Below are 15,054 nucleotides of genomic sequence, written 5' to 3' on the forward strand. Positions count from 1 at the left end.
CCCAAGAAATTTTCCCCGCAAGCCCTGATATGAGCAAACGCATTTGGAACCACCCGGAAGTCCCGCAGGACGAAACCACCGTCTCATGGCGCAGCGCCGGGCAGCTCCGCGACACCAAGGAATTCCGCACCTGGATGGATCGCGAATTCCCGCAGGGTGCCGCGGAAATGGAGAACCAGGACGAGATGGAGACATCGCGCCGGACTTTCCTCAAGCTCATGGGCTCCTCGACCGCGCTTGCCGGATTCGGCATGGTTGCCTGCCGCCGGCCGGAGGCTTACATCGTTCCCTATACCAAGGCTCCCGAGTGGGTGATCCCAGGGAAAGCCACCTACTACGCTTCCAGTATGCCGCGCGCCGGCGGTGCCGTGCCGCTGGTGGTCACCACCTTCGAAGGCCGCCCGACCAAGGTCGGTGCGAACCGCCTCCACCCGGATTACGAGGGCACCGACGCCTTCGCACAGGCCTCCGTGCTGGATATGTATTCCACCTCGCGCTCACGCAAGGTTCTGAAAAACGGCAAGGCCATGAAGCGCTCCGAGTTCGAGGCAGCGCTCGCAGCGCTCGCCGCCGACAAGTCCGCGAAGATCGGTTTCGTCTTCGGTGCCGATGAAAGCCCGACCCGCCTCCGCCTTGCGAAATCGCTGGCTGCGAAATACTCCGCCGCGAAACTTTATTCCTACGAGGCCCTTTCTTCTGACGACAGCCCCATCCTCGGTGAGGGCGTGAAACTCGTTCCCGATTTCGAAAAGGCCGACCGCATCCTCTCGCTCGACTGCGACTTCGCGGGAACGGATGTGGTGGGTTCAAAGATCGCTTTCTTCAACCGCCGCAAGCCGGAAGGCAAAGGCTACAATTCCAAGGCCGACGCCACCTCGATGAACCGCCTCTACTCGGTGGAAGCCGCCTTCACCTTGACCGGCGGGATGGCAGACCACCGCCTGCGCGTGGCTCCTGGCATGATTGCATCGGTCGCCTCGCAGATCGCACGCGAGCTCGGCGCCGAAGCCGGAAACCTTCCCGAGATCACCGATTCCAAGCAGCTCGAATGGATCCAGGAACTCGCCAAGGATCTCAGGAAAAGCGGAGCCAACACCGCCGTCCTTGCTGGCCCGCGCCAGTCGGCTGCCGTGAAACACCTTGCCCTTGCGATCAACCTCGCTCTGGGGAACATCGGCACCGGTGTGAAAGCTTACCAAACGGAAGCCACCGGGATGGGCGATATCGCCGACCTCACCGCCGACCTCAACTCGGGAGCCATCGAGACGGTCGTTTTCCTCACCCCTTCCAACCCGGTCTATGATGCACCGGCCGACCTGAAATTCCCCGATGCCCTCGCAAAGGCGAAGACCAGCATCCACCTCAGCGACCGCACCAACGCCATGGCCTATGCCTGCACATGGCACGTGCCTGCCGCCCATTACCTCGAGTCGTGGGGTGATGCCCGCAGCGCCACCGGTGCCTACACAATCGTCCAGCCAATGATTCTCCCACTCTATCCTGATTGCGTGGCGGAACTCGAACTGCTCCTCGCATTCCTTTCCGATGACGGCAAGCTCGTCACCGGGGAAGGGGAGGAAGGCGCACCCGCACCGGCTCTCCTCGCGGTGAAAGAGACCTTCAAGGGCGACAAGGCTGCGTGGAAAACGCTCCTCAAGAACGGTTTCGCCGCAGGCACTTCCTATGCCGCCGCCTCGCCAACGCTGGCGGGCAATGCCGCCGCCGAGATCGCCAACGCCAAGGTTTCCAAGGCCGACAAATCCTCTCTCGATGTCATCTTCGCAACCGACGCCTCGGTTTACGATGGCCGCTGGATTGACAACGGCTGGCTCCAGGAAGCACCCGATCCGGTTTCCAAACTGACTTGGGACAATGCGGTGCTCATCGCCCCGAAGACCGCCAAGGAACTCGGCATCTACGACCAGATCATCCAGCTTGAGACGAAATTCGCCTCCCGCTCTCCCGACGATGAGGGTGAGAACCGCAAGTCGCCGATGATCACTGTGAAGGTCAACGGCAAGTCCGTCGATTTGCCCGTCCTTGTCTCCTTTGGACAGGCGGAAAACACCCTCGTCATCCCGCTCGGATACGGACAGGGCTTCAACAGCGAGGATGTCCTTGGACGCGATACGAAAAACGAGAAATTCGTCGGCCTCGTCGGAGTGAACCGCGGGTTTGACGCCTATCCGCTCCGCACCCGGGACAGCGCCTATTTCGCCACCGGCGCGGAAATCACACTGACCGGCGAGAGGTATCCCGTCGCACTCACCCAAGAGCACAACGCAATGTATGGCCGCGCCCTCGCCCGCGAGATCAGCACCGATGCGATCCCGCACAAAGGCGATTTCGCGGCACAGCTCGCCAAGGTCAAGAAGCAGGGCAATGACTCGCACGCCCCGAAGAACATTTCCCTCTACAAGCAGGAGGACCGCAACGGCAATACGCTGCTTTCCGATCCGCTCCACCAGTGGGGCATGACCATCGACCTTTCCTCGTGCATGGGTTGCAACGCCTGCCTCGTCGCCTGCCAATCGGAGAACAACATCCCCATCGTCGGCAAGGAACAGGTCGCGAAAGGCCGCGAAATGCACTGGATCCGCATGGATCGCTACTTCGCCACCCACAAGGAAAACAAGTTCGATCCGGACAACGTCGCCCTCGTCCCACAGCCGGTCGCGTGCCAGCAGTGTGAGTCCGCACCTTGCGAAACCGTTTGCCCGGTCAATGCCACCGTCCACACCGAGGACGGCCTCAACGCGATGGCCTACAACCGCTGCATCGGCACCCGCTACTGCGCGAACAACTGCCCCTATAAGGCGCGCCGCTTCAACTTCTTCGACTACAACAAGCGCAACCCGCTCATCAAGAACAACCTCAACAAGGGCCCCCTTGGAGAAAGGCACGACAGGGAACCGAACCACCTCCAGAAGAACCCGAACGTCACCGTCCGCATGCGCGGCGTGATGGAGAAATGCACCTACTGCGTGCAGCGCCTCAAGGACGCCGTCATCCGCCAGAAGCGCGGCCAGAAGCAGGAAGTACTTGCCGATGGCGGCCTCTCCCCGGACATAAAAGTGTCCAACGAAACATTGCGCATCCCGGTGGATTCTGTGAAAACCGCCTGCCAGGACGCCTGCCCCGCCGAGGCGATCGCCTTCGGCAACCTCAAGGACGAGTCCGCTTCCGAAATGGGCCGCGCCAAGAAACTGGAGCGCAACTACGATCTCCTCAACTACATCGGCACCCTCCCGCGCACTAGCTACCTGGCTCGCGTGAAGAACCCGAATCCGGACATGCCAGACGCCCCATACATCGGGCAGGCCACCATCCACATGGTCTGATCCGAATGTCCTAATTCTTCCTCTCCAATTTCCATTCCATGGCCTCATCCACAGAAACCGCACCGAACACGGGAGTCAAACTTCCGGTCCTGAAGCGTGAAAAGCTGATCCTCAACGACCGCTCCTACCACTGGATCACGGACCGGATCTGCGGGATCATCGAGAACAAGCAGCCGCTGCTTTGGTGGCTGCTTTTCCTGCCCTCCTCGCTCATCGCCCTCATCGGCGTCGGCGGCGGGCTGTTCCACCTCGTTTCCACCGGCGTCGGTGTCTGGGGAAACACGAACCGCGTGATGTGGGGTTGGCCCATCGTGAACTTCGTTTTCTGGATCGGTATCGGCCACGCGGGCACACTGATCTCCGCCATTCTTTTCCTGACCCGGCAAAACTGGCGGACATCGATCAACCGCGCTGCGGAAGCCATGACGATCTTTGCGGTGATGTGCGCGGGCATTTTCCCCGCCTTCCACGTCGGCCGCGTCTGGTTCGCATGGTTCCTCGCCCCCGTCCCGAACGCGAACGCGATCTGGCAGAACTTCAAGTCACCCCTGCTTTGGGACGTGTTCGCCGTCTCCACCTACTTCACCGTCTCGCTGATCTTCTGGTTCCTCGGCATGGTTCCCGACCTCGCCACGATCCGCGACCGCTGCAAGCCCGGCATCCGGAAGATCCTCTATGGCATCTTCGCCCTAGGCTGGCGCGGGGGCAACCGCCAGTGGAGCCACTACGAAATGGCCTACCTGCTCCTCGCGGCGCTTTCCACCCCGCTCGTCCTTTCCGTCCACTCGGTCGTCTCGTTCGACTTCGCCACCTCGGTCGTCCCCGGCTGGCACACCACGATCTTCCCTCCTTACTTCGTCGCGGGCGCCATCTTCGGCGGCTTCGCAATGGTGCTCACGATCATGATCCCAGCCCGTTTCATCTACGGACTCCAGGATCTGATCACCATGAAGCACATCGACAACATGGCGAAGATCATCCTGCTCACCGGAACCATCGTCGGCTACGCCTATCTCATGGAGCTCTTCGTCGCCTTCTACTCAGGCGCGATCTACGAAATGGACGCCTTCAAGTTCCGCATCGCAGGCCCCTACTGGTGGGCCTACGCCGCGATGATGTCGCTCAACGTCCTTTCCCCGCAGATCTTCTGGTTCAAGTCCATGCGCGAGAACCTCTGGGTCGTCATGGCCGTGGCGATGTGTGTCAACGTCGGCATGTGGTTCGAGCGCTTCGTCATCATCGTCACCACCCTCGCCCGCATGTGGCTGCCGGGCGACTGGAAGACCTTCTCGCCATCCGGGCAGGACCAGCTCCTCTTCGTCGGAACGATCGGAATGTTCCTCATGCTCTTCCTCCTGTTCCTCCGCTTCCTTCCCTGCATCAACATCGCCGAGGTGAAATGGGCCAAGGAGGAAAGCGATCCGCACTTCGAGGACAACGAATCCCATCCGGACTCGGGAGCGGAAACCATCCCCGCCTACCAGAAGGAACTCCCGGAAAGCAAAAGCTGAAATCCTGAAAGCTGAAATGCTGACACAAACAACTTCTAACCAATAACTTCCAACCTTTTCCACGTGAGCACCACACGCAAACGAGTTTACGGCTACCTCGCCGAGTTCAAGAGCGCCTCCGCCCTCTACAAGGCGGCGGAGAAAGTCCGTGACGCGGGCTTCCGCAAATGGGACTGCTACACGCCCTATCCCGTCCACGGCCTCGATGCCGCGATGGGCCTCAAGCGCTCTATCCTCCCATGGTTCGTGTTCTTCGGCGGCATCACCGGCTGCGCCACAGCCTTCGCCCTCGCATACACCACCCAGGTAGTCATCTACCCGACCATCGTACAGGCTAAGCCGGTCAACATCTTCACCATCCCGGCCTTCTTCCCGGTGATGTTCGAGCTCACCATCCTCTTCTCCGGCTTCACAGTGCTCTTCGGCCTGCTCGGCCTGATCCAGCTGCCGCGCCTCAACCACCCCCTCTTCGCCAGCAAGCAGTTCCACCGCGCCACAGACGACGGTTTCTTCATCGCCATCGAAGCCCGCGACGCGAAATTCAGCCCGGATGGCACCAAATCGCTCCTAGCCGAGATCGGCGGAGAGAACATCGAACTCGTCGAAGAAGAGAACTGAGGAATACCCAACATCCAATATCCAATTCCCATTCCCCAATGCGCTACTTTTTCCTAACCTACGCCTTGATCGCCGTCCTCATCGTCGGAATCGGCGGATTCCGCGGCCAGCACTTCTCCAAACCGCCTGTCCAGGTCTTCCCGGACATGGACAACCAGGACAAGCTCAAGGCCCAGGCACCCAGCACTTTCTTTGCTGACCGCCAGGGCGGCAGGCTTCCGGTTTCGGAAACGCAGCCCCTAGGCTTCAACGAGGAAGGCGCTAGGGAAATCGGCGGTATCCCCGAACTCGAGTTCGGCGGTGGCACCGGGTATTACTACAGCGGCCACGTCGGCGATTACTACGGTGCGGGGATGCCGGAGGAACTTGAACTCAACCCGGAAAAGGCGGAGGAACTCATCCGCCGTGGCGAGGAACGCTACGGCATCTATTGCGCCGTTTGCCACGGCTCCTCGGGCGACGGGCAGGGCGTCACCGGCCGCTACGGCGTTCCGGGCATCGCGAATTTCCACGAGATCCGCTTCAAGCCCGACGGATATCCTGACGGGCGCATGTTTGAAGTCATCACACTCGGCAAGGGCATGATGAGCGGATACGGCGCGAACATCCCCGTCCGCGACCGCTGGGCCATCATCGCCTACGTCCGTACGCTCCAAGCCGCCAAAGAAGCCGCAGCCCAATAAACTTTTCCCAGATGTCCCATCACGTAACATCCTCCGACATCGCCATCAACGGCGACCACCTCGACAACTCGAAGGTCGCCAAGGTGAAAACCATCTGCCTCGGCATCGCCGGCATCGGCACCGTCATCAGCCTGCTCGGCCTATTCGGCGTCCTCGGCAAGCATTTTGCTGGCACCTATGCCTACTCCTGGGTCTTCGCCTACTACTTCTTCCTCACACTCTCCATCGGCGGCGTGTTCTGGACTCTCCTCCACAACGTATCGAACTCGGGGTGGGGGACTTCCGTCCGCCGCACCTTCGAGAACCTCGGCTCCACCTTCCCCTGGGTCTTCCTCTTCGGCCTCCCCCTGCTTTTCCCGCAGGTGAACCAATATCTCTACGAGTGGATGAACATCCACCGCGCCACCCCCGAGGGCATGAGCCTCAAGGATCACCTCCACCACGCCGACCACCTGCTCTACAACAAGAAATGGTACATGAATATGCCGTTCTGGATCGGCCGCTTCATCTTCTACGGGATCGGCCTCACCGCCGTGATCTGGTTCCTGCGGAAACTCTCCACCGACCAGGACACCGATCCGAAGCCCGGCACGGAGCGCCTTTTCGCCGCGCGCAAGCACTCCACCTACACCCTCATCATCTTCGCCCTCACCATCACCTTCACCGGCTTCGATTTCGTGATGGCCCTGGACTACAAATGGTTCTCCACCATGTGGGGCGTCTATCTTTTCGCCGGCTCCGCCCTGAACTCGATGGCGGTCATCATCCTTGTCGCCACGTTCCTGATAAGCCGTGGCCACCTGAAACATGTCACCGGCCCCGAGCACTTCCATATCATGGGCAAGCTGCTCTTCGCCTTCACCACCTTCTGGGCCTACATCGCCTTCTCCCAGTATTTCCTCATCTGGTATGCTAACATCACCGAGGAAACCTCCTATTTCCTCATCCGCAACACCGGCAACTGGAACACCGCGATGATCGCGCTCGTCTTCCTCCACTTCGTCGTCCCCTTCGTCGTCCTGCTCCAGGCATGGCTTAAGAAAAACCCGAAATACCTGTCCATCGTCGCGGTCTACACGCTCGTCATGCACGCGCTCGACCACTACCTCATCACGATCCCGGAGCGCGGCGTATCACTCGGTAAAATCGACCCGAAGACCTTCGGCGACATCACCACCTCCATCCCCGGTGCCTTCTGGGGCGATATCCTCGCCTTCGTCACCATCGGTGCGGCCTTCGTCTTCTTCCTCCTCCGCGCCCTCGGACAGCATTCTCTCTACCCGAACCGCGACCCGCGCATCCTCGAATCCGCGAACCTCTCCAACTGATCCTTTTTTCCCCGACCCATGGACCCCACCCGCGACAATCCCCTGATCCGAATCAAAGCCTTCTTCGACGGCTTGGGCATCCTCACGCTCTTCGCAGTCATCCTCGTGCTTGTCCTCGGGATCGGCGCGCTCTTCGGATGGTTCCGCAAAGGCGAGGAACCCGAGGATGCCGCCGGGAAAATTCGCTACGGCATCACCAGTGAGGTCCAGGCAGCCCAGAATGCGTTCCTCTCCAAGGAGCAGATCCACGCCGCCGTGGAAGGCGTCGCCCAAACCCTTTCCGCATCCAAGCCGCTCGCCATCGAAAAACCCGAGCAGATGGTTCCCGGCTCCGACACCGCGAAAGCTCTCGCCGACGCACCTGCCGTCGATACCTCCGCCATCGACGCGCCTCCCGCCGATGCCGATGCACCCATCGACCCCGCCCAGATGGAGATCGGGAAAACCCAATACCTTGTCTGCGGCGCATGCCATGGCCAGAACGGCGAAGGCGGCCCCGCCGGTCCGCCGCTTGCCGGTTCAGAGTGGGTCACCGGCCCGATCTCGAACCTCATCACCATCCAGCTCCGTGGCCTCAAGGGGCCCATCACCGTTGCCGGCAAGGAATACAATTTTCCCGCAGGCATGACCCCGATGGCCTACCAGACCGACGAGCAGATCGCCGGTGTTCTAACCTTCATCCGCAATAGCTTCGGCAACAAGGCCTCCGCCGTGAAGCCGGAGCAGGTCGCCGCGATGCGCGGTGAGGTCGGCAAGCCCCAGGCCACCGCCGAAGAACTCATCAAGCCGTAACCCGATTTCCCCGATGTCTTCCCAATCCACAAATCCAACCGGACAGGACGCCCTGCTGCGCGCAGGCATCGACCGTTCGTTGCGCCACCCCGTGATGTTTTTCCTGACCAGCGCCGCCGCATGGCTCGCGGTCTCGCTGATCCTCGGCATCATTTCCTCGGCAAAGGTCCATTCGCCCGGCTTCATGGACGGCTGCTCATGGTTCACCTACGGGCGCACCCAGGCGGCGCACGTAAATGCCCTCGTCTATGGCTGGGGCTTCCAGGCCGCCTTCGGCGTGATCATCTGGTTGCTTTCCCGCCTGTCACGCCAGGAATGCCGCGCCGCCGGCCTCATCCTCACTGCAGGCCACGTTTGGAATTTCGCGATCTCTGTGGGTGTCCTCGGGATCCTCGCCGGCTACGGAACAGGCATGCCATGGATGGAATTCCCCGCCTTCACCTGGCCCATCCTGCTGCTGACCTACTTCGCCATCGTGGTCTGGTCCTTCGTCCAGTTCAAGGTGCGCCCGGTAGGGCACGTCTACATCTCCCAATGGTACCTCATGGCTGCGATGACCTGGTTCCCGTGGATCTTCATCACCGCAAACGTCCTGCTCCACGTGATGCCGGGCAATCCGGTGATGGCCGCAGGCATCAACGCGTGGTACAAATCCTCCCTCATCTTCCTGTTCTTCACACCCATCGCGCTCGGCACCGCCTTCTACCTCACGCCCAAGGTCTCCGGCCGCCCCATCCACAGCTACTCGCTCGCCAAGCTCGGCTTCTGGTCGCTCGCCATCATCATGCCATGGGCCGGGATGCAGAAACTCGCCGGGGCACCCATCCCGTATTTCATCCCCTATGTCGGTGCCGCCTCCACCATCCTGTTTTTCATTCCGGCCTTCACCGCCGCGATCAACATCCTCCGCACCGCCCTCTCCGATCCGGATCTCGTAAACCACAGCCCGACCCTGCGCTTCACCATGGCGGGTATCGTCGGTCTCATCGTCATGGCGGTCGCCGCCGTGTTCCTGAACCTTCCCGGCTCCACCCTAACGTGGACGCAGTTCTCGCTTTCCGGATACGGCTTCGAGATCCTCGCCCTCTACGCGTTCTTCAGCTTCGTGATGTTCGGCGCGATCTACTTCATCGTGCCACGCGTCACCCGCCGCGAATGGCTTTCCCGCCGCCTGATCAAGATGCACTTCTTCTTCTCGGTCTACGGGATCTCCATGATCGCCGTTGCCGCCATCTTCGGCGGCATCCAGCAGGGCATCGGCCAGGAAGCCTTCGACCAGCCATGGCAGGAGTCCGCCGCCCAGCGCGCCGTCAACTATGGCTGGCTCATCACCATCTCCTGGGCCTTCATCCTGTTCTCCAACATCTTCTTCTTCCTGCACCTGACCGTCATGTGGCTGCGCCTCGGCCGCCGCAGCACCCACCCGACCCTGCTCGTCGCCGACCACGGCCACAGCCCCCACGGCGAGGAAGGCGACATCGATAACTGCGGCCCCGGCACCGCCTCCGCCGCCCACTGATTCCAATCTGACCTGAAATCTAGAGTCTAACATTTTCCACAATGAGTTTCCGCACATTCATCCTCTGCCTTTCGGTCAGCTTCGGCGTGGCGTGGCTTGCCATCATCATTGTCCCCTTTGCCAAGATGCGCGGGATCGAACCCCTCGCCGTGGAGGAGGCCGACGGCACCAACGCGGTTTTCATCCCGAAACGCGCGGGCCGCATCACCGACGGTGCCGAGGTCTATGCCGCCAACGGCTGCTACCAGTGTCACTCCCAGCTCATCCGCCCCACTTACGCGGGCAACGACATGTTCCGCCCCGACTGGGCCGGACTCCAGTTCGACGAGGTGCGCGGAGACACCCGCCGCGAAACCAACGCCTATGACTACGCCGGTGAGGACTTCGCCCAGATCGGCGTCGCCCGCATCGGCCCGGATTTCTCGAACCTCGGCCGCCGCATCGAGGCGAACTACGCCAAGGGTGTCGAGCCGGAGCAATGGCTCTACTCCCACCTCTACAACCCCCGTTGGAAGCCAGACCGCCGCAACTCCGCCTGCCCATCCTTCCGCTTCCTTTTCGATATCCGGGAAATCAAGGGCAACCCCTCCGATGAGGCTCTCCCTTTCCCTGTCGAAGACGGCATGGAAATCGTCCCGACACCCGATGCTCGCGCGCTAGTTTCGTATCTTCTTTCCTTGAAAAAAGACCAACCTGTTCCAGCTTCACTCGGCTTCGGCCAAGCGGCGGCGCAAGAAGCTGCCGCCGCCGCCCCAGCACCGGCTCCGGCCCCATAACGACACGGCGCCACCAGCATCATTTCCCAGCAATTTCCGAACATGTCTTCGCCCAGCCAGAATCCGAAACCAGACCTCGACGAAACGATCAACGTCACCCAGGCGCATGGCCGCGTGGAGCGTGAGACCGCCGCTGCAGCCCGCGAGAAACGCATCGCCGACAACGGCCATGAGCAGGTCTCGCTTTGGGTGATCGCCGCTTGTGGCATCGTCCTGCTCATCGCCGGTGGTGTCCTCGGAAATGCCGGAACCCTGTTTTCCTACAACAGCACCTTCAAGGAAGGCTACGTCCGCGACAAGCCCCCCGGCGTCGCCGACGAGGGGCCGAAGCCCAAGACCGCGCTCGCCGCTTACAGCACCAAGGGCGCGAAGATCTACTCGAAATGCAGCGGCTGCCACGGTGCCGACGGCAAGGGCGATGGCGTGAACTTCCCTTCGCTGGCCGGATCCAAGTGGGTCGTAGGCGATACGCAGAAGCTCGCCATGATCGTCCTCAACGGCGTGCAGGGCCCCATCAGCACCGGCAAGACATACGGCGCAGGCATCATGCCCGCCCAGGGTGCCGGAATGAGCCCCGAGGATCTCGCCACCCTGATGACCTACCTGCGCAACAGCTTCGGAAACGAGGTTGGCGATGTCGTGTCCGCAGAGATGGCGCAGGCCGCCATGGATGTGTCCGCCGCCCGCGAGAAAGTCGGCCAGGCGGTCACTTCAGAGGAAATCGTCGCCAACCACATGACCATGCTTCCCGGCGAGACCATCGCCCCTGACACCTTGGTCAACCCCATCACCCTCGCACCCGCCGAGTGATCCGATTAGAATTAAAAATTTAGAATTTCATCCATGAGCGCCCACGCAGCATCCCACGACGGTCACGACGGCCACAGCCATGACCACCACGAAATCAGCTGGATCCGGAAATACGTTTTCTCCACCGACCACAAAATGATCGGAATGCAGTATGGCATCACCGCCATGCTGTTCCTGGCGTTCGGCTTTTACCTCATGATGGTGATGCGTTGGAGCATCGCCTACCCGCACCAACCGCTGCCGGAGTGGATGAGCTTCCTCTTCAGCGATACCTGGAAGTCCCGCTGGCTTCAGGACGGAAAGGTGACGGGCGACACCTACAACATGTTCGGTGCCATGCACGGCACGATCATGGTCTTCCTCGGCATCGTGCCGCTCGGCTTCGGTGCCTTTGGAAACTACGTCACACCCCTCCAGATCGGCGCGGTGGACATGGCCTTCCCCAAGCTGAACATGGTCAGCTACTGGGTCTACCTCGTTGGCGGTCTGATCATGTGCGCCTCCTTTTTCATGGAATCCGGTGCTGCGAAATCCGGTTGGACGAACTATTCGCCGCTCGCCGGTTTCGCCGACGGCCAGATCGTCAACCAATGGCTTGCGGGCCAGACGCAGTGGCTGATAGGGCTGGTGTTCCTGATCACCTCCTCGCTGCTGGGTTCGGTCAATTTCATCACCACCATCATCAACCTCCGCGCCCGGGGCATGACCTGGATGCGCCTGCCCTTCTTCGTCTGGGCGATGCTCGTCACCGGCTTCCTGCTCCTGCTTGCCTTCCCTCCGCTTGAGGCCGCCGGTATCATGCAGCTCATGGATCGGGTGGCGCACTCGTCCTTCTTCATGCCCTCCGGCCTCTTCACCCAGTCCGAAGGTCTCGCCGATCTCTCCGGCGGCGGCTCACCGCTGCTCTTCCAGCACCTTTTCTGGTTCCTCGGTCACCCGGAGGTTTACGTTCTCCTGCTCCCCGCAATCGCCTGCGTGGCGGAAATCATCCCGGTCAACACCCGCAAGCCGCTCTGGGGCTACAAGTCGATGGTCTATTCCGTCCTCATCCTCGGCTTCCTCTCTTTCATCGTCTGGGCCCACCACATGTACATGACCGGCATGGGCTCCGCTGTCTCCACCTTCTTCCAGACCACCACGGTGCTGATCTCCATCCCTTCGGTCATCATCATCACCGCAATGCTGATCTCCCTGTGGGGCGGTTCCATCCGTTTCACGCCGCCCATGATGTGGGCCTGCGCCTTCATCCCGATGTTCGGCATCGGCGGCCTCACCGGTCTGCCGCTCGCCTTCAATCTCGTCGGTCTCCACCTCCACGACACCTATTACGTGATCGGCCACTTCCACTACGTGGTGGCGCCCGGCATCCTCTTCGGCCTCTTCGCAGGGGTGCTCCATTGGTATCCGAAAATCACCGGACGCTACATGAGCAAGTGGCTCAACCACCTGCATTTCTGGCCCAGCCTGGTCTGCATGAACATCATTTTCTTCCCCATGCTCATCCAGGGCATGGCCGGGTTCCACCGCCGCTGGTATAACGGCGGCGATGCCTACCTCGCCAAGGCCGCCGACAGCGCCAACGTCTTCGGCAACACGGTTCGCGAGTACATCGACCTGAACATCGTCATGTCGATGGGCGCCTGGGCACTCGCCGTTGCGCAGATCCCGTTCATCATCAACCTGTTCATCTCCTGGAAGACGGGCAAAAAGGTCGAGAGCGACAACCCATGGGGAGCCAGCACCCTGGAATGGGCCACCCCCACACCTCCGGGTCATGGCAATTTCACCTTCGATGTCGCCGTCTATCGCGGCCCCTACGAATATTCCCGCCCGGACTGCGACAAGGACTACTTCCCGCAATGGGAAGCTCCGAAAAGGCAAGCCGAGGAACCCGCCGAGGAACCCGCCGTCGCACACACCAAGGATCATCACTGAGGCTCGGTCTGAAAACCGCAACCGACCACTAGCACAATCTTAGAAATGGAAATCCCATACATAACAACGCCCCGCAAGGACACGGGACTGATCAACTCCAAGATCGCCATCTGGCTGTTCCTCGCCTCCGAGGTCATGCTATTCGGCGGACTGTTCTCCGCATATGTCTATCTCCGCATGGGGTCGGGCGAGCCGGGCACGGGCTACCCCTGGCCGGAGCGCACCCTTCCCATCCTTCCGGGCCTGATCAACACCTTCATCCTGATCGCTTCCTCCGTGACCGTGGTCTTCGCATGGGTCGCCCTCAAGCTCAGGGAATGGCGCAAGTTCCAGATCTACATGTGGATCACCGTCGGATGCGCCGCACTTTTCATGGTGCTCAAGGGCATCGAGTACAACGTCAAGTTCCACCACCAGGCGGTTCGCTTGCACGATTACTCCGTGGTCGAGGGTCACTTGGGCTACGAGCTCAAGGAAGGTGCCGACAAGCATCATCCCAAGCCGGACGATTACGTGAAGGATCGCAACGGCAAGAAGATCGAGGAAAACATGATCCGCGTGAAGGCGGACAAGCTGACCTTCAGGGTGGATCGTTTCCACACTCCATGGGTTGAGGAAATCGTCGCCGAGGCGGATCACGCGAAGGCGGGGATCACGCTCGCCGAGGAAATCAAGGCGGTGACAGAGGTTGGGGGCAAGGAAGAGACCGTTGCCAAGGCGGGTGAAAAACTCTCGCCGGATCTGCTCAGGAAAATTTTCAAGGTTCACGAAGCCGCGCGGGCGCACAACGCATCCCTGCGCACCGATGCGCTCCGCGAGGCATGGGTTGTCGCTAAGAAGGCGAACCCGGGCAAGAGCAACTGGGAGTACTCGGAGACGGTCAACATCGATGCCGAGGCGCTCAAGCCTGATATGCTCACCGAGATCCCATCGGTCACCTTTGCCGTGGAGAAAGTGGATCCGCCGGTTCAATTCCTGTTCAAGCCCCGCGACATCCGCGAGGGAGCGACGACCTCGACCCTGCGCGACAACACGGTGATCGAAGGCGAAATGGAGGCCAGTCCCATGGTTTTCCATAACACCGATGCCATCGATTTCCAATGGCTTGTCCTGAAAGCCGAGGAGAAGGGCATGGATCCCGACACTGCCATCGCAAACTCGTGGCTCATGAAGAACAGCGCCTTCGTCCGCGAGGTGTGGGCATGGCATCTCGCCCGCAACGAGGAAAAGCAAAAGGATCTGAACGACAAATGGGGTTTCAAGGAAGACGAGGATGGCAATCCCACCGCCGAACCGAAGCGCACCCTGACCCACAAGGAACTCTACCGCATCGGCTGGCACGATTTCGCGGAATGGGGAGAGAAAACCAAGGGTGTCGAACTGGGCGGCACGGCCAAGCTCAAGGAGGAATTCTTCGGCCCGAACTACGTGGCGCGCGGTGACAAAACCTTCCCGCACCTTTCCATCCCCCGCGAGGAAATCCGCCATGCCGCGAAGTTCACACCGGCATGGAACACCTATTATGCGATCTATTTCACCGTTACAGGGCTCCACGGCCTGCACGTCATCGGCGGTGCCATCGTCCTGCTCTACTATCTGCTCTTCGGGCGCAAGATGTATCTTGAAAATCCCGAGTGGCTCGCCAACCGTGTTGAAGTCGGCGGGTTGTTCTGGCACTTCGTTGACCTGGTCTGGATCTTCGCCTTCCCGATCTTTTACCTGATGTAATCCCCTTTCACCA

At 60.8% G+C, this 15,054-nt stretch carries 11 protein-coding genes; all 11 read left to right on the forward strand.

Going from position 1 to position 15,054, the window contains the following annotated elements:
* Window positions 1-29 precede the first annotated feature (29 nt).
* The 11 genes from HZ994_00160 to HZ994_00210 all read left to right on the forward strand — a co-directional run bounded on the left by HZ994_00160 (window position 30) and on the right by HZ994_00210 (window position 15,041).
* Window positions 30-3,341: a TAT-variant-translocated molybdopterin oxidoreductase gene (locus tag HZ994_00160; GenBank protein QTN30805.1), complete on the forward strand. Its 3,312-nt coding sequence runs from the start codon at window positions 30-32 to the stop codon at window positions 3,339-3,341.
* 38 nt (window positions 3,342-3,379) lie between these two features.
* Complete coding sequence (gene nrfD / locus HZ994_00165; protein ID QTN30806.1) at window positions 3,380-4,852, forward strand: polysulfide reductase NrfD; 1,473 nt, start codon at window positions 3,380-3,382, stop codon at window positions 4,850-4,852.
* Window positions 4,853-4,915: 63 nt separating this feature from the next.
* Complete coding sequence (locus HZ994_00170) at window positions 4,916-5,470, forward strand: DUF3341 domain-containing protein (protein QTN30807.1); 555 nt, start codon at window positions 4,916-4,918, stop codon at window positions 5,468-5,470.
* A gap of 38 nt (window positions 5,471-5,508) precedes the next feature.
* Window positions 5,509-6,153, forward strand: coding sequence for a cytochrome c (locus HZ994_00175; protein ID QTN30808.1), 645 nt, complete (start codon window positions 5,509-5,511; stop codon window positions 6,151-6,153).
* Between the two features lie 11 nt (window positions 6,154-6,164).
* Entirely contained in the window at window positions 6,165-7,481 is a 1,317-nt protein-coding gene (locus HZ994_00180; GenBank protein QTN30809.1) for a hypothetical protein, read from the forward strand.
* 18 nt (window positions 7,482-7,499) lie between these two features.
* Window positions 7,500-8,273, forward strand: a complete 774-nt coding sequence (locus HZ994_00185) for a cytochrome c (GenBank protein QTN30810.1) — start codon at window positions 7,500-7,502, stop codon at window positions 8,271-8,273.
* Between the two features lie 13 nt (window positions 8,274-8,286).
* Window positions 8,287-9,792, forward strand: coding sequence for a cbb3-type cytochrome c oxidase subunit I (locus HZ994_00190; protein ID QTN30811.1), 1,506 nt, complete (start codon window positions 8,287-8,289; stop codon window positions 9,790-9,792).
* Window positions 9,793-9,833: 41 nt separating this feature from the next.
* A complete protein-coding gene (locus tag HZ994_00195) occupies window positions 9,834-10,568 on the forward strand; it encodes a cbb3-type cytochrome c oxidase subunit II (GenBank protein QTN30812.1) in 735 nt (244 codons plus the stop codon).
* Between the two features lie 42 nt (window positions 10,569-10,610).
* Window positions 10,611-11,378: a c-type cytochrome gene (locus HZ994_00200; GenBank protein ID QTN30813.1), complete on the forward strand. Its 768-nt coding sequence runs from the start codon at window positions 10,611-10,613 to the stop codon at window positions 11,376-11,378.
* A 33-nt stretch (window positions 11,379-11,411) separates the two neighbouring features.
* Complete coding sequence (locus HZ994_00205; GenBank protein QTN30814.1) at window positions 11,412-13,313, forward strand: cbb3-type cytochrome c oxidase subunit I; 1,902 nt, start codon at window positions 11,412-11,414, stop codon at window positions 13,311-13,313.
* A gap of 45 nt (window positions 13,314-13,358) precedes the next feature.
* A complete protein-coding gene (locus tag HZ994_00210) occupies window positions 13,359-15,041 on the forward strand; it encodes a heme-copper oxidase subunit III (GenBank protein QTN30815.1) in 1,683 nt (560 codons plus the stop codon).
* Window positions 15,042-15,054: the final 13 nt, after the last annotated feature.

The organism is Akkermansiaceae bacterium (assembly GCA_017798145.1).
Taxonomy (GTDB): Bacteria; Verrucomicrobiota; Verrucomicrobiia; order Verrucomicrobiales; family Akkermansiaceae; genus Luteolibacter.